This is a genomic window from Billgrantia campisalis, assembly GCF_022341425.1.
Taxonomy (GTDB): Bacteria; Pseudomonadota; Gammaproteobacteria; order Pseudomonadales; family Halomonadaceae; genus Halomonas; species Halomonas campisalis.
Genome location: NZ_JABFUC010000018.1, coordinates 53,051 through 73,745 on the forward strand (window position 1 = coordinate 53,051; position 20,695 = coordinate 73,745).

Annotated in this window: 18 protein-coding genes; 16 read left to right on the top strand and 2 right to left on the bottom strand. The window is 57.4% G+C overall.

Annotation, left to right across the window (positions count from 1 at the left end):
• The first annotated feature begins 127 nt into the window (after nucleotides 1–127).
• Genes HOP52_RS17825 through HOP52_RS17840 form a run of 4 tightly spaced genes read left to right on the top strand, consistent with a single transcriptional unit; the run spans nucleotide 128 to nucleotide 5,587 of the window.
• Entirely contained in the window at nucleotides 128–802 is a 675-nt protein-coding gene (locus tag HOP52_RS17825) for an NADH-quinone oxidoreductase subunit K (protein ID WP_238978806.1), read from the top strand.
• Nucleotides 799–2,292: a complex I subunit 5 family protein gene (locus HOP52_RS17830; RefSeq protein ID WP_238978808.1), complete on the top strand. Its 1,494-nt coding sequence runs from the start codon at nucleotides 799–801 to the stop codon at nucleotides 2,290–2,292. Before HOP52_RS17825 ends, HOP52_RS17830 begins: the two co-directional genes overlap by 4 nt.
• Nucleotides 2,289–3,794 (top strand): complex I subunit 5 family protein, encoded by a 1,506-nt coding sequence (locus tag HOP52_RS17835; protein WP_238978810.1) that lies wholly within the window; start codon nucleotides 2,289–2,291, stop codon nucleotides 3,792–3,794. The genes HOP52_RS17830 and HOP52_RS17835 overlap by 4 nt, the downstream gene beginning before the upstream one ends.
• Nucleotides 3,791–5,587, top strand: coding sequence for a complex I subunit 5 family protein (locus HOP52_RS17840; protein ID WP_238978812.1), 1,797 nt, complete (start codon nucleotides 3,791–3,793; stop codon nucleotides 5,585–5,587). Before HOP52_RS17835 ends, HOP52_RS17840 begins: the two co-directional genes overlap by 4 nt.
• Before the next feature lie 46 nt (nucleotides 5,588–5,633).
• Here the strand turns inward: HOP52_RS17840 and HOP52_RS17845 are convergent, their stop codons facing one another.
• A complete protein-coding gene (locus HOP52_RS17845) occupies nucleotides 5,634–7,049 on the bottom strand; it encodes a PhoH family protein (RefSeq protein WP_238978814.1) in 1,416 nt (471 codons plus the stop codon).
• Between the two features lie 341 nt (nucleotides 7,050–7,390).
• Between HOP52_RS17845 and HOP52_RS17850 the strand changes: the two genes are divergently transcribed.
• The 7 genes from HOP52_RS17850 (at nucleotide 7,391) to HOP52_RS17880 (ending at nucleotide 14,316) form a co-directional block, all read left to right on the top strand.
• Nucleotides 7,391–8,935, top strand: a complete 1,545-nt coding sequence (locus HOP52_RS17850; RefSeq protein ID WP_238978816.1) for a glutamate synthase-related protein — start codon at nucleotides 7,391–7,393, stop codon at nucleotides 8,933–8,935.
• Between the two features lie 27 nt (nucleotides 8,936–8,962).
• A complete protein-coding gene (locus HOP52_RS17855; protein WP_309675168.1) occupies nucleotides 8,963–9,280 on the top strand; it encodes an LrgB family protein in 318 nt (105 codons plus the stop codon).
• 447 nt (nucleotides 9,281–9,727) lie between these two features.
• Nucleotides 9,728–9,952 (top strand): addiction module protein, encoded by a 225-nt coding sequence (locus HOP52_RS17860; RefSeq protein ID WP_238978817.1) that lies wholly within the window; start codon nucleotides 9,728–9,730, stop codon nucleotides 9,950–9,952.
• Nucleotides 9,949–10,239, top strand: a complete 291-nt coding sequence (locus HOP52_RS17865) for a type II toxin-antitoxin system RelE/ParE family toxin (protein WP_238978818.1) — start codon at nucleotides 9,949–9,951, stop codon at nucleotides 10,237–10,239. The genes HOP52_RS17860 and HOP52_RS17865 overlap by 4 nt, the downstream gene beginning before the upstream one ends.
• A gap of 827 nt (nucleotides 10,240–11,066) precedes the next feature.
• Complete coding sequence (locus HOP52_RS17870) at nucleotides 11,067–12,074, top strand: hypothetical protein (RefSeq protein WP_238978820.1); 1,008 nt, start codon at nucleotides 11,067–11,069, stop codon at nucleotides 12,072–12,074.
• 89 nt (nucleotides 12,075–12,163) lie between these two features.
• On the top strand, nucleotides 12,164–12,727 hold the full coding sequence (locus HOP52_RS17875) for a 6TM ABC transporter family protein (protein WP_238978823.1): 564 nt from the start codon (nucleotides 12,164–12,166) through the stop codon (nucleotides 12,725–12,727).
• 1,007 nt (nucleotides 12,728–13,734) lie between these two features.
• Nucleotides 13,735–14,316, top strand: a complete 582-nt coding sequence (locus HOP52_RS17880; RefSeq protein WP_238978825.1) for an SH3 domain-containing protein — start codon at nucleotides 13,735–13,737, stop codon at nucleotides 14,314–14,316.
• Between the two features lie 143 nt (nucleotides 14,317–14,459).
• On the opposite strand, the gene HOP52_RS17885 is transcribed toward HOP52_RS17880, so the two are convergent.
• Nucleotides 14,460–15,080: a tyrosine-type recombinase/integrase gene (locus HOP52_RS17885; RefSeq protein WP_238978827.1), complete on the bottom strand. Its 621-nt coding sequence runs from the start codon at nucleotides 15,078–15,080 to the stop codon at nucleotides 14,460–14,462.
• A 160-nt stretch (nucleotides 15,081–15,240) separates the two neighbouring features.
• Here HOP52_RS17885 and HOP52_RS17890 point away from each other — a divergent pair, with 160 nt between their 5' ends.
• The 5 genes from HOP52_RS17890 (at nucleotide 15,241) to HOP52_RS17910 (ending at nucleotide 19,565) form a co-directional block, all read left to right on the top strand.
• The gene (locus HOP52_RS17890; protein WP_238978828.1) at nucleotides 15,241–16,122 is read left to right on the top strand and encodes a pPIWI-associating nuclease domain-containing protein; all 882 of its coding nucleotides are present in this window, start codon (nucleotides 15,241–15,243) and stop codon (nucleotides 16,120–16,122) included.
• A 95-nt stretch (nucleotides 16,123–16,217) separates the two neighbouring features.
• Nucleotides 16,218–16,931 (top strand): hypothetical protein, encoded by a 714-nt coding sequence (locus tag HOP52_RS17895; RefSeq protein WP_238978829.1) that lies wholly within the window; start codon nucleotides 16,218–16,220, stop codon nucleotides 16,929–16,931.
• Nucleotides 16,932–17,260: 329 nt separating this feature from the next.
• Entirely contained in the window at nucleotides 17,261–17,758 is a 498-nt protein-coding gene (locus tag HOP52_RS17900; protein ID WP_238978830.1) for a hypothetical protein, read from the top strand.
• A gap of 247 nt (nucleotides 17,759–18,005) precedes the next feature.
• The gene (locus HOP52_RS17905) at nucleotides 18,006–18,725 is read left to right on the top strand and encodes an NYN domain-containing protein (RefSeq protein WP_238978832.1); all 720 of its coding nucleotides are present in this window, start codon (nucleotides 18,006–18,008) and stop codon (nucleotides 18,723–18,725) included.
• A 201-nt stretch (nucleotides 18,726–18,926) separates the two neighbouring features.
• Entirely contained in the window at nucleotides 18,927–19,565 is a 639-nt protein-coding gene (locus HOP52_RS17910; protein WP_238978833.1) for a hypothetical protein, read from the top strand.
• Nucleotides 19,566–20,695 lie beyond the last annotated feature (1,130 nt).

A 20,695-nucleotide genomic window follows, 5' to 3' on the forward strand; every position in this document is an offset into this window, starting at 1 on the left:
CGGGCTCGTCACCTGCCCCTCTGCCTCCCGCTTCCCACCCTGCTGGCGCGGGGGGCTGGCGTCGGGCGTGAGGTGCGGATCGAGAGGATCGTCAACCGAGTGGTCTGCTGAGACGAGGCGCCGTCACATGCTGCTACTCGACGAGCTGTTGCTGACCCTTGCCCTGGTTACGACTGCGGCACTGGCGCTGTTCGACCGCCAACTGATCCGCGCCTGTGCGCTGTTCGTGCTCTTTGCCCTGACGGTCGCGCTGGCCTGGTGGCGGTTGGGTTTCCCCTGGCTGGCGCTGTTGGAGGTACTGCTGGGGGCGGCGCTGACCGGCGCCTTTCTGTTCCATGCGCTGGGTGTCATGCCCTGGGCGCGTGCCCCCCGGGGGAGGCTGTCACGCTGGCGGGATCCGGTACCGCTGAACTGGCGGCGTGGCTTTTTCCGTCTGCTGCCGGCACTGGCCGCCGTAGGCATGCTCGGCATTGCGCTGGCCTCTCTGCCTGCCATCAATGAAGCACCGGGGCCGCTACGGCTGTCCGGCACGGTGCTGTTCGGTCTGGGGCTCTGGGCCTTCGCCCTGCAGCGCCATCTGCTGCGCCGCCTGCTGGCCTTCAACATCATCGGCACCGGCATTTTCCTGCTGCTGATGTCTCTGGCGCGCGAGGTGTCACCGGCGGCGGGTCAGGGACTGGTGATCACCGGGCTGGTCGTGGCGCTGCTGGGCACCATGCTGGGGGCCCTGCTGATCCGTCGTCTCAATGGTCTGGACGGGCGGCGTGTGATGGCGTCGATGAAGAACGGGGGTGGGCCATGATCGAGCGACTGGGACTGATGGCCACCCAGCCGGCCCAGCCGGGCATCAGTGCGGTCGTGCTGCTGCTGTTGGGCCTGCCGCTGTTGCTCGGCGTGCTGGGTGCTTGGTTCCGGCCCTTACGGGGGGGCGTGGTCGCCAGCGTGTCACTGCTCCCGCTGCTGGCGACTGCCTGGCTGCTGCTGAAGGTCAGCACCCACGGGGTTCAGGCCTGGACCCTGGACGTGGGGCCGCTCGCCCTGCACTTGCGGATCAACGGCCTGACGCTGCTGCTGCTGCTGCTGACCCAGGCCCTGACCCTGGCCAGTGCGGCCTATGCGCCCGGCTATCTGAGGGTCGCGGTGAAAGAGCGCAGCGCCGGAGGGGCCTGGCTGTGGCCGCTGCTGGGGACGATGGTCGCCAGCCTGTCGCTGATCTGGCTGGCAGCGGATCTGCTGACCCTCTACGTGGGCCTGGAGCTGATGGGGCTGGCGGCGGTGGGGCTGATGCTGCTGCCGGGGCACGTGGAGGCCCTGGCGGCGGGGATGCGCTATCTGCTGCTGGCGCTGGTCGGCTCGCTGGCCTTCCTGCTGGGTGTGGCCCTGCTGCTGGGCGGCTGGGGGCGGCTGGACCTGGCTGGTCTGGCAACTGCGGTCGAGCCCGGCCCGCTGCTGTGGGTGGCCATGGCGCTGCTCAGCGCCGGGCTGCTGCTCAAGGCGGCGGCCTTTCCGCTGCACACCTGGCTGGCGCCGGTGCACGCCTCGGCCTGGACGCCGGTCAGCGCCCTGCATGCGGCCCTGGTGATCAAGGCCTCCTTCTTCATTGCCCTGCAGCTGTGGCTGGTGCTGGTGCCCGACGCCGCCGTGGCCGCCTGGCTGGTGGGGGGCATGGGGACGGCAGCGGTGGTCTGGGGTGGGCTGATGGCCTGGCGGGCAGCCAAAATCAAGGACGTGGTGGCCTGGTCCACCGTCTCGCAGCTCGGCTATCTGCTGCTGGCATTTCCGCTGCTGATCGGCACGACGCCAGCGGTGGCGGCCATCGCCTGGGAGGGCACCTGGCTGCAGTTGGTGGCCCACGCGCTGGCCAAGGCCGCCATGTTTCTGGCCGCCGGTAACCTGATTCTGTTCACCGGCGAGTGGCGAGTGGAGGGCCTGGCCGGGGCCAGCCGCCGCTTTCCCCTCGCCTTGCTCAGCTTCGGCATCGCCGCGATCAGCCTGGTGGGGCTGCCGCCGAGCGCCGGCTTCACCGCCAAGTGGCTGCTGCTGCATGCCGCCCTGGCCGCCGGTCACTGGCCCTGGCTGCTGGTCCTGGCGGTGGGCACCCTGCTCAGTGCCGCCTACGTCTTCCGGCTGTTTCGCTTCTCCTTTATCGAGGATGCTCCCCACTTCGGCTTGCGAAGGGTGCCCGGGGGGATGGATCTGATTGCCCTGCTGCTGGCGCTCGCCGCTCTGCTGCTGGGGTTGGTGGCCCAGTGGCCGTTGGGGCTGCTGAGCATGACGGGAGGCGCGCCATGAGTCAGGCCTGGCTGCCGTTGGCCACCCTGGCCACCTCGTTGCTGGTGGCGCCGGTGATCTTCGCCCTGCCGGAGCGCGCCTGGTGGGCCAGAGCGGTGCTCAACCTCGCCGCCGCCCTGGCCAAGCTGGCGCTGGTGGTGGTGATGGTGGTGGGACTCTACCAGGGGCGCGACTTCGTGTTCGGCTTCACGGTGGTGGAGGGCGTGAGTTTCCTGCTCAAGGTCGATGCCCTGGGCATGATGTTTGCCGGGCTGTCGTCGCTGCTGTGGCTGGCCACCACCGTCTACGCCATCGGCTACCTGGAGGAATCGTCCAACCGCAAGCGCTTCTTCGGCTTCTTCAGCCTCTGCGTGGCCAGTACCATCGGTATCTCGCTCGCCGGCAACCTCTTCACCTTCCTGCTCTTCTACGAGATGCTCACGCTCTCCACCTATCCGCTGGTGGTGCATCGCGGTAACCCCAAGGCGCTGGCCGCCGGTACCCTCTACCTGCGCTATACCCTGACCGCAGGGCTGGTGTTGCTGCTGGGGGTGGTGGCGCTGCATGTCCTGGTGGGCGAGGTGGTGTTCGGCGAGCGTGAGGTGTTGACGGCGCTGGCCGCGGAGCAGAGCCCGCTGCTGATCGGGCTCTTCCTGGTGCTGCTGCTGGGGCTGAGTGTCAAGGCGGCGCTGGTGCCGCTGCACGGCTGGCTGCCCCGGGCCATGGTGGCGCCGGCGCCGGTCAGCGCGCTGCTGCATGCGGTGGCGGTGGTCAAGGCCGGGGCCTTCGGCATCGTGCGCCTGGTCTATGACGTCTACGGCATCCAGCTGACCTTCGAGCTGGGGCTGCTCGGGGTGCTCACGGGGCTGGCCTGCGTGACCATCCTCTACGGCTCGCTGCGTGCCCTGGCCCAGCAGGAGCTCAAGCCGCGGCTGGCCTTCTCCACAGTCAGCCAGGTCTCCTATATCGTGCTGGGCATCAGCCTGTTCGGCCCCTTCGGCACCATCGCCGGGATGGTGCACCTGATGCACCAGGGGTTGATGAAGGTCACGCTCTTCTACTGTGCCGGCAATTATGCCGAGGAACTGGGGATTCGTCGCATCGATGAGCTCGACGGGGCGGGGCGGCGCATGCCGCTCACCAGCCTGGCCTTCACCCTCGGGGCGCTGGGCATGATCGGGCTACCGCCGGTGGCCGGCTTCATCAGCAAGTGGTACCTGGGCCTGGGGGCGGTGCAGGCCGGCATGCCCTGGGTGATCGCCGTGCTGGTGGCCAGCAGTCTGCTCAACGCCGCCTACTTCCTGCCCATCCTGCATCGCCTGTGGTTCCGGCCCGGACCGGCACATGGGCTTGGCCAGTGGCCCGCCGAGCGGCGCCTGGGTCGCTTCGAGACCAGTGACTGGCTGCTGTGGCCGACAGTGGCCACGGCGCTGTTCAGCCTGTTGGCCGGCCTGCTGGCCGGGCTCCCCTTCAGTCCGCTGGATCTGGCGACCCTCGTGGCCACCGAGGAGTACCTGCCATGATGCCCGGACTGCTGATCGCGCTGACCGTGGCTTGGCCGCTGCTGGTGATGCTGCGTAATCCGCTGCGGCTGATGATGGAGCATGACGCCCTGTGGCGACCGGGACACCGGCCGCTACTGCTGGATGCGCTGTGGGCTTCGGCGCCGCTGCCGGCGCTGGTCCTGGCGCTGTGGCCCGGCGAATACACGCTGGTGATGGAGGGTTGGCTGCTGGGGGGGCTGTGGCAGCTCGACGAGGCACGTCGCCCCTGGCTGATGTTCAGCGCCCTGCTCTGGACAGTGGCGGGCCTCTATGCCCGCGGTTACCTGGCCATCGAGCAACAGGCCGCCGAAGCCGGCGATGGCGATAGCTTCCGTCGTCTGCTGGGCCTGGCAATGCTCTGGCCGCTGACGCTGGCCGGTAACCTGCTGTTGATCTTGGCCGAGGATATTCCCAGCTTCTATCTGGGCTTTGCGGTCATGACCTTCTCCGCCTACGTCCTGGTGGTGCATGCCGGCAATCGCGATGCCTGGCTGGGAGGCCGGTCTTATCTGATCATGGCGCTATTCGGTGAGGCGCTGATTCTCGGTGGGCTGCTGTGGGCGGTCGGCACGGTGGAGACGGTGACCCTGTCCGGCCTGCGTGAGGGGATCGCCGGGGCCGAGCAGGGGGGCTGGATAGCCTTGCTGCTGTGGCTGGGCTTCGGCGTCAAGGCGGGGGTGGCGGGGCTGCACGTGTGGCTGCCGCTGGCCCACCCGGTCGCGCCCACCCCGGCCAGCGCCGTGCTCAGCGGGGTGATGATCAAGGCGGGATTGTTCGGCTGGCTGAGTACTCTGCCGCTGGGCGATCCCACCGCCGGGCTGGAGAGCCTGGGGCGTGGGGTGATCGTCATGGGCTTGCTGGGGGCCTTGGGTGCCGCGCTGTTCGGCGTGACCCAGCGCCACCCCAAGGCGGTACTGGCCTACTCCAGCATCAGCCAGATGGGCATGCTCACCGCCCTGGTCGGGGTCGGTCTGGCGACTCCCGGTCTATGGCCCGCGCTCTCGGCCACCGTGGTGCTGTTCGCCGCCCACCATGGTATGACCAAGGGGGCGCTGTTTCTGGGCGTTGGCATCAGCGAGCATCCGCCGCGGCTGCCCATCTGGCTGCTGTGGGCCTTGCTGGTGCTGCCGGCGCTGTCGCTGGCCGGGGCGGTGGTGTCTGGACTCTCCACCAAGTGGACCCTGAAGGCCGCACTCTACGATGGTGGCTACGCGAGCCTGGTGGCCTGGCTGAGCCTGGCCGCGGTGGGCACCACCCTGCTGATGGCGCGCACGCTATGGCGTCAGTGGCAGGAGCGGGGACACCACCACACGCCCTGGCGGGCGCCCATGCCGCTGGCCTGGTTGTTCGCGGTGCTGGCGGCGGCCGGAGTGCCGCTCTGGTTGCCCCTGGCGGAAGGGGGCGCGCAATGGCCGCCGCTCGAGGCGCTGCCCGGCCTGCTGTGGCCGGTGGCGGTGGGCGTGGCCCTGGCACTCGTCCTTGGCCTGGTAGCGCTCCGCGTCGACTGGCGTGTCAGCCGGCGGCTGCGCCCTGGCGACCTGTGGTGGGGTTATGCGGCTCTGGCGCACCACCTGCTCAATGGCCTGGTGCACAGGGGGCGGGTCATCGAGAGGCGCGCTTCACGACTGCGCGCACGACTGGTGGCGAAGGAGCAGCGGGCGATGGTCGCGCTCACCGAGCTGGCCCGCTACGAGCGAAGCTTTCGGCGGTTGGCGGTGCCGCTGATGATCGCGGTGGCCGTGCTGCTGTTGATCGGGTTCTGGCTGGGGTAGGGGCCTGCCCCAGCCAGTGGTATAGAGATTTGGCAAGAGAGGGTATCTAGAGCAGTTCCTCACCGGCCAGGGCCAGCCGCGAGCGCTCCACGCTTCTCAACGTCACGTGACCGGCGTGGGGCCAATCGCGGAAGCGCTGCACCACCGCCGCCATGCCGCAGGTGTTGGCGGTGAGATAGGGGGTGTCGATCTGCCCCACGTTGCCCAGGCAGACGATCTTGGTGTTGCGCCCGGCGCGGGTCAGCAGCGACTTGAGCTGCTTGGGGGTGAAGTTCTGGGCCTCGTCGATGATCAGGAAGGTGTCGTTGAGGGTGCGGCCGCGCATGAAGCCCGGCGCGCGGATCTGCACCCGGGAGCCGATCAGGGTGCGGGTGGCATCCTCGTTCCAGCTGGTGCTGCCGTCGTGCTCGTCACGCAGCAGGTTGTCCATGTTGTCGTGGAAGGCGCCCATCCAGGGCGACATCTTCTCCTCCTCGGTGCCGGGCAGGTAGCCGATGTCCTCGCTCATGGAGATCGGCGCCCGGGTGAAGACGATGCGCTCGAAGCGCTTGGCATCCAGGGTCTGCTGGAAGGCCGCCGCCAGGGTCATATAGGTCTTGCCGGTACCGGCACTGCCGGCGATGGTGACCAAGTCGATGTCGTCGTCCAACAGCAGGTTGAGGGCGAAGTTCTGGCGGCTATCGTGGGCGTGGACTCCCCAGGCGCAGGCCTTGTGGCGGTAGTTGGTGAGCAGCTGCAGCCGGGCCTGGCCGGGATTCATCTCGCGCACGATGGCCTCGAAACCGGCGCCGTTCTCGCTGTCGGAGACCAGCATGCCCAGGTGCCAGTCGTTGGGCAGATCGCCTTTCAGCTGGTAGAAGGTGTGATGGTCGACGCGCTCGACCTCGACCTCCACGTCGAGCGCCTCCCAGGGGCCGTTGCCGCTGGTGTCGGTGTCGGGGTAGATGCGCACCCCGTCGAGCATGGCATCGCTGTCGCTGAAGGCGCGATCGGTGAGGTAGTCCTCCACTGGCACCCGCAGGGCGGCGGCCTTGACCCGCAGGTTGATGTCCTTGGTGACCAGGATCACCGAGGCATCGGGGCGTTCGTCACGCAGCCGGCAGGTTTCGGCCAGCAGGCAGTTGTCGGGGCTCTCCTCCAGGTGCTCCAGCGGCTCGAGTTCGGGATAGCAGAGGAAACGCAGCCGGCCCAACGGCGTGCCGCCGGCACGCGGGATGGGGATGCCGCGCTGAATCTCATCGAAGGTCACTTGATTGGTCAGGTCGGAGAGGGTGCGGCTGACCTGGCGGGCGGTGCGGGCGATCTCGCGCATGCCGTTCTTGTGCTTGTCGAGTTCCTCGAGCACGGTCATGGGAATGACCACCTCGTGTTCCTCGAACTGATACAGGGCAGCGGGGTCGTGAAGCAGGACGTTGGTGTCCAGCACGTAGAGCCGCTTGGCTTTCTTGTCGAGTCGTACCATCGGGGCAGTGCTCCTGGGTTGACGGCACCTTCGACACTGGCACTGACACCTTACCGTCATATGACAGTCGGGCTCCCTCGTGGCCAGTGTCACCTGCGTTGCATGGCCTCCTCTTTTGCGCGGTACATGACGTTATGACATCAGCATGAAGCCTCGGCTCCGCGGCTACCGTCGATGATTTCAACGCTAGCGGACCGGCTGGCCGGCCGGGGCAGGCCCGCAGCGTGAGAGCATGACGCCTTGGTGGCGGCTATGGTGATAGTGGCGACACCGGCCCGATCCGTCTGACGGCAGGCGGCGGGCGCTGGCTGCATCCACTTCCAAGCACAAGGCGAGGCGTGATGAGCAAACCGGTCATTTCCGACAACAAGCCGATCAAGACACCCCTTGAGAAGGGCAAGACCTACACCTTCTGCATGTGTGGTCGCTCCGGTGACCAGCCGTTTTGCGACGGCTCCCATGCGGGAACGGGGATCAAGCCCAAGCAGTTCACCGTCGAGCAGGATGGCGATGCCTACCTGTGTCGATGCAAGCACTCCAAGAACCTGCCCTACTGCGACGGGACGCACAAGGCGTTCGGCAGTGACCAGGTGGGGCAGGAGGGGCCAGGCGCCGGCGGCGACGACAGGGTGATCGCCAAGGCGACCGAGGAGGAGCCTACGGTGGCGTTCATCCACCAGCTGGCCGAAGAGGGGCTCTCCAAGATGGGGCCCCACGGCCCCATCACCTCCATGGGCGTGCCGCGCCACACCCTGCCGCACTGGGACGACCTGCAGCTGATGGCGGCCCAGCTGGCGACCCGGCCGCTGATGGAGGACGCCGACGTGGCCACCGAGCTGGTCATCGGCCCCGAGGCCAACAAGCCGCTGACCCTGAAGATCCCGCTGCTGGTCTCCGACATGAGCTTTGGCGCGCTCTCCGAGGAGGCCAAGATCGCCCTGGCCCGGGGTGCCGAGATGGCCGGCACCGGCATCTGCTCCGGCGAGGGCGGCATGCTGCCCGAGGAGCAGGCCGAGAACTCGCGCTACTTCTACGAGCTGGCCAGCGCCAAGTTCGGCTACCGGGAGGAGCTGCTCGAGCGCGTGCAGGCCTTCCACTTCAAGGGCGGGCAGGGCGCCAAGACCGGCACCGGCGGGTATCTGCCCGGCATCAAGAACCGGGGCAAGATCGCCCAGGTCAGGGGGCTCGAGGAGGGGACCGACGCGACCTCGCCGCCCACCTTCGAGGATCTCGTCTCGGTGGCCGACTTCCGCGCCTTCGCCGACCGGGTGCGGGAGATCACCGGCGGGGTGCCCGTGGGCTTCAAGCTCAGCGCCAACCATATCGAGCGGGATATCCAGTTCGCCCTGGATGCCGGCGCCGACTACCTCATCCTCGATGGGCGCGGGGGCGCCACCGGGGCGGCGCCCGAGATATTTCGCGACCATATCAGCGTGCCGACGATCCCGGCGCTGGCGCGCGCCCGTCGCTACCTGGACGCCCAGAAGGCCAGCGGCCGGGTGACGCTGATCATCACCGGCGGCCTGCGCCTGCCGATCGACTTCGTCAAGGCGCTGGCGCTGGGGGCCGACGGCATTGCGCTGTCCAACAGCGCCATCCAGGCGGTCGGCTGCGTGGCGGCGAGGATATGCCACACCAACAACTGCCCGGCCGGCGTGACCACCCAGAACGAGGAGCTGAGACAGCGGCTCGACGTCGACCGCTCCGCCCAGCGCCTGAAGACCTTCTTCGAGGCCTCCACCCAGCTGATGCAGGTGATGGCCCGGGCCTGCGGCCACGACGCCCTGAGCCAGTTCCACCAGGACGACCTGGCCACCTGGCACCGGGAGATGGCCCTGCTTACCGGGGTGAACTACGCCGGCGTGACGTCGCCCACCGGGAGATAAGCCCTGGCGCTCCCGGTCTCCCACACCATGGCGGGGCTCTTGCTGCTGGCCTGGCTGCTGGGGGCGCCCCCATCGTGCTGGCGTCCCTGGCCCCCCAAGTCCGTCACAGCACCTCTCAGCATTGGCATCGTGGAGCAGGTCGGCGGCTCGCTGTCGCTGATGCTCGGCGGGCTGCTGATCACCGGGGTGCTGACCACTATCTTCGTCTCCTTGCTGGCTCGCCTGCTCAAGATCGACGATTCGCGAATCCTGGGGTTTGCCCTCGGCGTGAACGGCCACGCCGTGGGCATCGTGCGCGCCTTCGAGCTCGGCCCCACCGCCGCGCCTTCGCCTCGCTGGGCATGAGGGGATCTTCACCGCGCTGTTGCTGCCGCTGGTATGGCGGCTGCTGGGGCTGTAGAAAGGTCCTCCGCAGACTGAGTGAAACGGCTTTGTGGGAGGTCGCTTTAGCGCGCGACCAGCGGAAGCGGTCCTGTTCTGGTGGAGACTACCTTGCTTCGGTGGGCACCGAAGTAGGGGATGAAGGGCAGGAATCGAACGAGGCTGTGTGAAAACGCGCTGGCCGCTATACTTTGCCCAGATCCGCCGAGGAAGTGGCGATGAAGCGATTCGTGGTAGGAGAGGCCCGAGACCAAAGCGACCATGCCGGCGAAGGCAGCAGGCTCGACGATTGATATATGTTGTCGATCTGTGCTGAGTATTTAGAGATATCAATGGGATGAAAGGCAGTAGAGCGCGCATCATAAATGCTGAAAATTACGGCAGAAAATGGTATTCGAAGAGAGGTTCCAGGTGAAGATAAAAGATTTGATTGATGAGGCAGAATCGCTCCCAGTGGAAGAACGAGCGCTCGTTGTAGATTCGCTTCTTCGAAGCCTCAATCCGCCGGAATCCAAGATTGATGAGAAGTGGGCATCGGTGGCGAAAAAACGTTTGAAGGAGGTCCGCTCGGGCGCGGTCGAAACGGTCCCTGGCGAAGATGTGTTCGCCAAGATTTGGAATGATCGCACGCAATGAGCTTCCGTTTTCATCCTGAAGCCGCGCATGAGCTTCGTGAGGCCGTCGAGTATTATGAAGACATCGATCCTGGCCTCGGATACGACTTCTCCGTTGAGGTTTATTCCGCGATTCAGCGAGCCGTAGCTTATCCGCTGGCATGGCCGGTTCTCGTTGGTGACGTCCGGCGGGCTTTGGTTCGACGATTTCCTTATGGGGTACTGTATTCCGAGGAAGAAGACACGCTGCTGATCGTTGCTGTCATGAACCTTCATCGGGAACCGGGTTACTGGAAAGGTCGGCGTTAAATGCCAAGCGATGCCGGCGTTCGCCCCTCGCGCAGTTGATCCTCGGAGCGGCAAAAGCCCGAAACATGTCCATGTAAGATATTGCTTGCATGGCGTAAGTTAAAGCCCACGCCGACGCAACCGAGATCAAAATTCATGGCCGGTAACGTGGATTTACACCGTGGAAGGCGGTAGGTTGGAGCTAAGCGGGCTGAAGCAGGGGCCTCGAGCCGATATCTTACAGGCGGGCTGATACCTTGGATTACTCGATCATCTTTGAAGCCGCAAGGCCGCTGCCAAACGGGGCGAGAGGGCAGGCAACCGCTTCTGGGGATGCTCGTCATATCCCAAGTGCCGAGAGGTGCAGGATGCGATATAGCGCGGATAAGGTGCATGGGGCGAGGGTGCCTGTTTTCTATCCAAGCCACCATCGCCGGCATCGACGCACTGTTGGAGGTCGCTTTAGCGCGCGACCAGCGGAGGCAACCTTGGCCGGATGGAGGCGAGTTGGCATCGGAGGGCACCGAAGTAGCAGACGAAGGGCCAGGAACGATACAGGTTGGTCATCGCGATGATTTTTGTGGGAGGCCGATTTATCGGGCGAAGGACCGCTATCGACCCAAAGCAGCCATGCCGGCAAAGACAGCATGCTCGTTCATCGGGGATATGTGGCATGCACGACGATCGGTATAATACTGCCAAGCTATACTTAATTCCATTTGTTTTCAATAAGACAAGAGATGGTCGGGCGCGCAAAATAACATTGTTGAACGCGCGTGCGCGTCCAAGTGGAATATCGAGCATGCTACATGATGCAACTGTTAGCACTAAATATTGAGAATCAGTGCATGGAAGAATCGAAGAAAAAGTATTTATCTGAGTATGCGGTAAACCTTTGCTCTGCAAGATGGCTTTTGACATCTTCCAGTCAGTTTATGTCCGGCGGAACTATGGGGCCGCAGGAGCAGGGGGTAGCAAACAACTGCCATATCTATGTCATAGGAAAAACGCCAGCTATTTCCTATTGCAAGGATTCGTTTAGGTATGAGAACGGTATTCTATCCGGAAAGGTAATCTATCGAATCGAAGGGGTTTTAAGAGAAAAAGCCTTTTCATTTGAATTTCCACTGATGGATGGCGCAACAGAAGTAAGGCTTTCAAGCTACCCTCATCGAGAAGTGGTGACGCTAGATGAGAGAAAAAATGAAATAAGATATCTGCCTGCCAGTGTTGTTTGCATGGGGACTGGATGGCACCTTGGAAATAGTGAGCTAAGCGATATAGAGGTGCTCTATGTCGGCCAAGCATTTGGAGACGGAACGAGAACTGCATTTGATAGGTTGAAGAGCCATTCGACATTGCAGAAGATCTTGGCTCAAGCTCAATACGAGTCACCAGACTATGAAGTTCAGATACTAACGTTTGAGTACGCGCCCTATAGAATAATCTCTCAAATGGACGGAAGGGCAAGAAATGTTATCTCAGATTATCGAGATATGGACAGGTTTAGGGGTATCATTAACAATCACTTATCAGAGCGCGAGCAAATATGCCTGGTTGAAGCAGGGTTAATTAGGTATTTTCAGCCTCGCTACAATGAGATCTATAAAGACAACTTTCCTAGTGACAAACATAAAATTTTAGAGAGTTGTTATGATTTGGATTTCTCTGGTCTAATCGTAGAAATCAATACTGATGAGTTAAGATATCGTCTTTTCTCTCCAACTATAAAACCAAATCATCACCACATCTGTCAAGTAGATCTGCTCGACCCAGAAAAGCGCTGGGGTTTTTTTCATTTCGGTAGGGGTGATGGATCTTTCTTTAAAACGCCAGATGTCATCGTGCGGAAGTAATGTGCTAACAAATTGCTGCACGCGGAAAACTTCCTCGCTTCGCTCGAAATTTTCCGGTGAGCAAAACGTTAAAAGTGCTAGGAGAGTGAATGACCTGGTTTCAGCAATTATTGGCTCTGATTCTCGCCCCAACTCTAGTCGTGGCGGCGATGACCTGGATTCTACGTGCGCTTTTTTCGCAGGCGCTTTCAAGAGATATAGAGAAACTAAAGTCTGAGCTAAAAACGGAAGCGTTCCGTGAGCAGTATAGGTTCCAGAAGCTGCATGAGAGGCAAGCGGAAGTAATATCGGATTTATATGCGCGTATGGTGCATGCGGAAAGAAAGATGGGGCAACTAACATCAAGATTCAGGCCTGTCTACCCGTCTCTTGAAGGACAAAAAGGTGAGGCTGCAAAGGCATGTGACTCGTTTGCAGATTTTTTCAGAGAGCACAGACTATATTTGCCCGAAGAAACTGCGGAGAAAGTCCAAAAATTAGTTGACCTGCTTGCGGAGATTTTTATCGATATTGATTGTGCTCAACCTGGAGACGAGTATCAACCTTCCAATGCTGATGATTGGCGTGAAGCCAATGAACGAATGGAAAATCAGGCCAGGCCAGCGAAGAAAGAACTGGAGAAGCAATTTAGAGGCCTTCTCGGTGTGGAGTGAATAGCATTGTAACCAAGCAATGCACGCGACAAGCGCATGATTGCAGCATTATATTATCTTCGCCTAAATGAGCGCTTCTAGCCGGATGCTGAAGTTCAGGCTGCGCTCATATAACTGGTTCGGCAGTTGACGACCTAAAGTTAACATCCCTATATAGGGAGCAAGCACATTCATAGGCGTTGTACAGTATGCGTAGTGATTGTGCATATGCTATACTCAGTGCCTCAAAATTTCAGTAAGGTTTGGGCAGGATATGTGCAGAATAATATTTTTCAGCATGCGAGCTTGTTCCTCCAGTATTAGGGTGTTATCTAATGCCTGTTGGTCGTTGAGTGAATATCCGCTGTCGCAGTGCAGGTGTTAAAGTTGAAATTAACGAAGAGGGTAGAATCATCAGCAAGCGCTTTGATCCGGAAGGTCAGATTGATGACCTAAATGGTCTTAACAGGGATTTGGATAGTCTGGCCACTCGCATGGATCGGGAGCTTCAGGACTCGCCTGCTGTTCAGATGGCGCGTGACCTTCAAGAGTCTCCGTTGATGCGCATGGCTCGGGAGTTTCAAGACTCGCCCGCTGTTCAGATGGCGCGTGACCTTCAAGAGTCTCCCCTGATACGCATGGCTCGGGAGTTTCAAAACTCACCTGCTGTTCAGATGGCGCGTGACCTTCAAGAGTCTCCGCTGATACGCATGGCTCGGGAGTTTCAGGACTCGCCCGCTGTTCAGATGGCCCGTGACCTTCAAGAGTCTCCGTTGATGCGCATGGCTCGGGAGTTTCAAGACTCGCCCGCTGTTCAGATGGCGCGTGACCTTCAAGAGTCTCCGTTGATACGCTTGGCTCGGGGGTTTCAAGACTCACCTGCTATTCAGATGGCGCATGACCTTCAAGAGTCTCCGCTGATATGGATGGCTCGGGAGTTTCAAGACTCGTCTGCTGTTCAGATGGCCCGTGACCTTCAAAACTCTCCTGACACACGGGTGTTGAGTGGGCTGGAGTTTTCCTCCCTTATGGGTGCACTTCCGCGGCTTACGGGGACACCCTTCGATCCTGAACTCATACGCCAAGCTGTTGCTATCGCTCAACATGCCGGTTACCGAGAGAAGACCGGACATGCTGAAATACCAGAGGAGCTTGCAGCCGTAGAGGCGGAGCTGAACCGCCTAGGCCAAGGTGGCCTGGATTTCTCCTCTCTCTCCGAAAGCGGGCGCCGCGCTCTAGCTTGGCTTTTTTATTGGATAGTTTTGCCGTTCCTGATGAACATGGCGGCAGCGATGGCTCTGGAACGGTTCAGTGAAAGAGCAGCCGTTAGCGAAGGTGTTACTACTCCTCATGGAGCCAAGATGCTTGCCCGGTGTAGCAATGAACTGGAGAGGGAGATATTCGCCGGGTGCCGTGTAGTGACGGGTGACGGATTGCGGCTTAGAGCTGGGCCGAGTATGAAAGCGAAAGTCATGACTAACCTGCCGCTGGGAAAAATTATAGTGGTGTTGGATTCCTCCGAGCGGGCATGGCTTCTTGTAGAAGTCGACATTGAGGGTGATCGGATTGAGGGGTGGGTTGCGCGTAGGTACACCACGAAGTTCAGGTAGTGCCTCAGCTAGTTCGGACCTTTCGGCCACTTTTGTGTGTCCTGCTTGTGATTTTCGGTTGATACCATTATATCAGTGCTCACTGAACGACCGCTCCTGGCCGGATAGCGACGGCATAGCCGCTATGCCGTCGCATGTTCCTGTTAGACCTCTGTTTGCTCAGCCATGATCAATGCGTCATCCACCTCAATTCCTAGGTATCTGACGGTACTTTCGAGTTTAGTATGGCCCAAGAGAAGTTGAACGGCTCTCAGGTTTTTCGTTCGGCGGTAAATTAACGATGCCTTGGTGCGTCGCAACGTGTGAGTACCATAGGCCGAAGGCTCCAGGCCAATGGCGGTTACCCAGGATTTAACGATGCGCGCGTACTGCCGCGTAGACAAGTGACACGAGCTGCTCAGGCGACTTGGAAACAAGTAGTCATCGTTACGGAGATGTGCGAGCTGCATCCACTCTTCTAAGACAGTGCGAGTCTGCTCGGTTATCTCAAACTGTACTGGCCTCTTCGTTTTCTGCTGCGTGACGATGGCTCTTGAAGTCACATGGTTGCCATGGGATACATCTCGGACGCGTAACTTGACTAAGTCACAGGCTCGTAGTTTACTATCGATCGCGAGCTCAAATAGCGCCAGGTCTCGTGTCTTATCAGCAAGCTGCAGTCTGACACGAATGGCCCAAATGTCTTTGAGGCGAAGCGGGGTTTTCTGACCAACCAGCTTGCCTTTGTTCCAAGGCTCGCGGGTAGCTGTTGTTGATGTGTTCATGGTATGGACCTCCTCGGGTGGAATGTATAGGATGGTCCAGAACATGCTCGACGTGTGCTGGAGCCTGCAGTCGGTCGCTCTTAGACCCAAAGCTGACATGGTGGCAAATGCAGCCTGCATGTTCACCCATGTTATTCATCGCCACGAATAGGAGGCTTGCATGCCAAGAAGAATAAGCCCCTCACAAATGCGCAGTAAGCTGAGGCAGGCACAAAATAAGCAGAAGCAGGCTGTTGCCAAATATAATCGTGAGGTTCGGCAACATAATCAGAAAGTTAATCAAGCAGTTAATAAATACAATAATGAAGTCAGAAAACACAACGCTAGGGTCCGGGTTAATCGACAGAAGATCGATTCCGAGCTTCGAAAAATGAAGTCGTCTGGCTCCTCCAATTATCAGATCGTTAGAAGTTCTGCGATAACCCTCAATACCTATTACGAGCAGTTAGATGCGAAAGAGAGCGATTTTGAGAAATCCAGCTTTGGTTGTGACTTTTTGGATCGATCTGAGAAGGAAAATGCAAATAGCTTAGCTCTCTCAAATATACTCGAATCTGAATCTCAAGATAGTGAATTGGATCAATCTGACCTGCTTCGTACAGAGATAGACGAGATGCTTCAAGAGTTATCCCCTGAGTTGAGCAATCGCTGGAAGGGTGCGTTATTCTCGTTGAACCCAGAGAACCCGGATGCAGCTCGACACTTCTGTACGAGTGCAAGAGAAGTTTTTGTGCAAATATTGGACATCAACGCACCTGACGACAAAGTGATCGAAAAATTACCGGGTTGCGATAGGACTCCTCAAGGCCAACCTACGCGAAAAGAGAAAATAAAGTATTTGCTGGGACGTTCTGGGATACTGACAGAAGAAGCAATAAATTTTGTCGATGAGGATGTTAAAAATGTATTAAGCCTCTTCCGTGTCTTTAATGATGGTACTCATGGATCATCCGGAAAATTCGGTATTACTAAGTTGCTGTCTATAAAAAATAGGGTTGAGGATGGAATTATTTACCTCTTCTCAATATGTCGACATGCATAACCAGCCATGCGCCGGATGCCATAACCTCAGCTTCGCTACGGCTTTTTCATCGGTGATGGAAAACGTTATAAGACTCTATCAATACATAGGACAACATGAATAACGACACTGGCCACCGACGATACTTGAAACAGCTTCTGCATCATGGATCTGTGTATTTGGGCGCAATATCCTTTGTGCTGGTTCTCGTGCTCCCGGTGTTTTTGGAGATATCTGATTATGTGTCGTTTGTTTTATATTTTGGTGGGGTCGCTGCATTCTATTGGGCTGGCTATAAAACCTGGAAAGAAAGCTTGCCATTGGAAGAGAGCGAGCCTCTTGTCCTGAAAGCTGACAGAGGCACTGTTACGTTTGTCTCTGGAACAGGGAGTATATTCAGGAAAAGTAAGCTATTATTCAGGCTTTCCGTTACTAATAATTCTGACAAAGCTGTTGCGCTTGACAATGTGGCTGTCAATTTAAAGAAGGATTCACCTTGGCTCAAACTGAAAGGCCGGCCAAAGCTGATTTGGGGTTCAGGAGAGTCAGTAGGCTCCTGTGCTGAAATCGGGCCAAAGGAATCCAAAATATTAGATGTAAACCTTGAGGGTGAGGGCGGCATTGAGGATCGAATTAAGTTGGCCAAAGCGTTGCGGGAAGATCCGATCGTTGGCGCTACGTTAACCGCTGAATACTTTCTGGAAGGAGAGCGCACAGCAATTGAGGTCAATTTCGAATACGATGCAGAAAAACTCATTGATCACATGCGGAGCAGCTGGAGCCGAAGCAGCTTACGAGATGCCATTAAAGAGCTAGAGCAATCAGCATAGGCTTTGGTTTCCGGCCAGAAAACTATAGCCAAGCCAGGCACGGCGACGCCTTTTTCGTTGCGGCTTAGCCTCCACTACGAAGGCGCGCATATGCTGGCAGCGCTATATATCAGGAAAAACCAATGGCCGCTTCTGGCCGATAGAGGAGCTGTAGACTATGCTGAGAGTGTGCTTGAGGAATATAACCTCCTAAAGCAACTATGCCAACCTGCATGTGCATTCAAATTAAGAATCGAGAATGCAGCTTAATTCCATGTGAGCAACGGATAGCGTTCGGTATAATAGTGTTAGTAAGCGGATGAAAGCGCTGGAGAACATGAGTAAAATATATGGTTATAGCAACTCTACATATCCTCTGTGCATTTTTTGTGATTTTCTTGATCTTTATGGTCTCGGGTTTTATAGCTGAAAATAGTAGTCGAAAGAAACTGGATGAAGTTCTAGAGAGAGCTGTTGTAGAGATGGGGTTGAGTAAGAAAGATGTGCTTGATGGAAAACACAGCTCCGAACTTGCAAGCTATCTTTCCGAAAGGTATTCATCTGATAAGTTTGTCAACCGGCTATCGGATATGTTTAGGCCAATCTTGACTTTTCTCGAAGTTGTTGGTTATTTGGCTCAGTTGGGGGTGATTGTTTTAGCAGCTTGGTTTACCTTCACCGATGACATTGAGTTTGCTAAAATTGCTTGGTTCGCTGTTCCCGTGGCATTGTTTTTCTTATTTATTAATCGAATTCTTTTCTGGGTGTGCTATTTGTTGACTGGTCGTGCAACAGGAGAAGCTAGAGACGTACGGAACATGCTCCCAGAATTAATCAAAGAAGATTAGTTTCTTATTTCCTGGAAGGTCATCAAGCACTTCAGTCCGGATCGAAATAGCTTTTAGAAAAGAGTCTGGTGTAATGTATTGGATGTGCCACAGTTAGGGCTTTTTTTATATTGTATATAATTGATTGACCGCTATTGGCCGAGTGGTGACATTTAGGCTACTCTAATGCAGGGGGCTGCAACTTGATAAGATAAAATATGGCTGATCCGGCAGCATAGTATCTTTTACACGGATGGTGGAGGACTGAATGGCAGAAAATGGAAACAGTAAACTGGCAGTGCTGATTGATGCGGATAATGCCCAGGCATCTGTTTGTGCAGAGTTGCTTGCCGAGATTTCCACGCTTGGGGTGGCCAGCGTCAAGAGAGCATATGGGGATTGGACGACAACAAACTTAAAAGGGTGGAAATCGCATTTGCATAAGCATGCTATCCAGCCTGTTCAGCAGTTTAGTTACACCCAAGGAAAAAATGCAACAGATTCATCGCTGATTATTGATGCAATGGATTTACTTCATGAAGATAGACTTGATGGCTTCTGCCTGGTTTCCTCAGATAGCGACTTCACCCGACTGGCCAATAGACTGCGTGAGAGTGGGTTAGTCGTGTATGGGTTTGGGGAAAAGAAAACCCCAGAACCCTTTGTATCCGCTTGTGATAAGTTTGTATTTACTGAGATTTTACGGAAACTTAAAGAGTCTGATAAGGCGGATGAATCTAATAACCGCGACCTTAAGGTAATTATAACATCGGCGATTGAAGCGGTATCTAGGGATGATGGCTGGGCACCTTTGTCGGCGGTTGGAAGCTATATCAATAAGAATATTCCATCATTTGATCCTCGAAATTACGGATACGATAAGCTCGGGAAATTGGTTAGGTCATTGAATTACCTAGAAATAGACGAAAGGGCTTTTGGTGAAAATTCGATGAATGTCCATATTTATATTAGGGAAAAATCGGTGTAACAAACATATGAAACGGTAAGGCTGCTTGTGCGTTATATTAGAACTCACTGAATGGCTGATTTTGGCCGGATGCCGAACTTCAGGCTACGCTGATGGAGCTGGTGCGGCAGCTGATGACCCAAAGCGGCGGGGTAGCCGGGGAAGTACCCCTATTTCTCCTGCTCACCGCTACTTTACTTTTTGTTTAAGGCGTTATTCGTTATGAAAGACAGTGCCAAGGGACGTTTCCTTCGCCGGTACACGGAGCTTCCGTTTCTGATCGACTTTCTCGAAACAAAAAAGATCACACTTCTCAATCCGAAGTCTTGGGATGATCGTAATGACTCATATTACTTGCAGCAATATGGGGAAGCTACTGGGCTTAGCTCAATCTATTCACTGTGCCTAACCGAAACTAACGAAACCTATCATCACTGGAGGGTTTTTTCACATGGAGCCAGTGGCGTTTGCATCGAGTTTCATAAAGGAATGTTTTTGGATCGCGTGAAGCGAGTGGAAGGCTTACGAGCAGAGCCAGTCATATACAGAACGTTAGATGATATGCGTTCTAAACCGCCAGAAACCGAGGAACTGCCATTTATTAAGCGACACGCCTTCGGCGATGAAATGGAGTATCGGCTTTTCGTCGCACGCACCAATCACGAGACGGTCACACTCAAGATTCCAGTTAGTCTCGACACAATCAGTCGAATCATGCTAAGCCCTTGGCTCCCTAAGGAAGTCGCAAATCAGGTTAAGTCGGCCCTTCGAGCCATACGAGGATGCAGCAAGCTAAAGATCTATAGGTCTACTTTGGTGGAGAATGAAGCTTGGAAGAAGTTCGCGAATAATGAATTATAATAATACGTGGAAAGTGGCGTTTGACCCGATTCGCACTTTTGCTTCCGTAAGGCTCTACCCGGCGCCAAAAGCACCTGAACCAAGCGTTATATCAGCACTTCCTTAAAGGCGGCTTCTGGCCGAGTGGAGAACGTTAGTCTACCCTGATGCTGAAGGGTTAAGCAGCTTATGCGCCAGAGCTGATGTCTTGGCGGCTAGTAATTCTGCTTTCTTTGATACAGGAGAAGCCCATGCAAGATATAAGACGACTTGAGGTTGGCATGACCACAAAGATTGGTACGGATCAGGTGAAGGAGCCTGAGGTGGGAAGGGAGTATGTCCGGGCGCTTGACTCCAATACTTGGCTCCTGTTTACTGAAGATCCGGCCGAGGATCGACCAGTTGTTATTCGCATTGACAGTATCGACGGTGATGTTTGCCACTGCACGGTCACAAGAAAGCTAAGTTAATAGCTGCTGTAACCTTTATTCCCGTTCTCGCCCCTCCAAGGTTTAGATTCTAACAGCCGCTGAGGCTCCAGCTAGCTTGACAGTGGGGGCCTCGGCGCACCAAGAGATGGCTAGTTCTAGCACTGTTTAACTGTAGTCGATTGACCGGTTCTTGAAGTGACCCCCTCTCGGCGGACACCCAGCATGTTGGCGATCAGCTCCTGGATCATGATCAGCTCATTGGTCGGCAAGCGATCCTGGCTTAGCAATAGCCAGCGGCAAAGCTGCTGGTCCAGGCTGTGATGCCGGTTGCATACCGCTATCTGGGCCATCTGGGTGATCAGTGCCTAGGTGTAACGCAGCAACAGATGCTGAAGCGTGGAGCCGCGATCGAATTCGTCTTTAACCCTCTGCCCCTTGAGGCAATAGGCGCTGCCGGCACCCTACACGACGGCACGGGCTCGGCGTAGTTTCACTGCCCATGAACAGCGAGATGCCGACGATCCCCTCGGCACCGACGATGGCAATTTCTGTCGAATCACCATCTTCCATGACGCATCACCTTTCCCGACTCGACCAGCTGTTAATGGCCAAGTAAAGTGACCCAGTACCGGCCAACGCTTTTGAGTGCGCCAGGCAAAGCCTGGTCATCCGGGAAACCGAGGAGGTGGAAAGGATGAGTTGAAACCCAGTGGGTGAAAG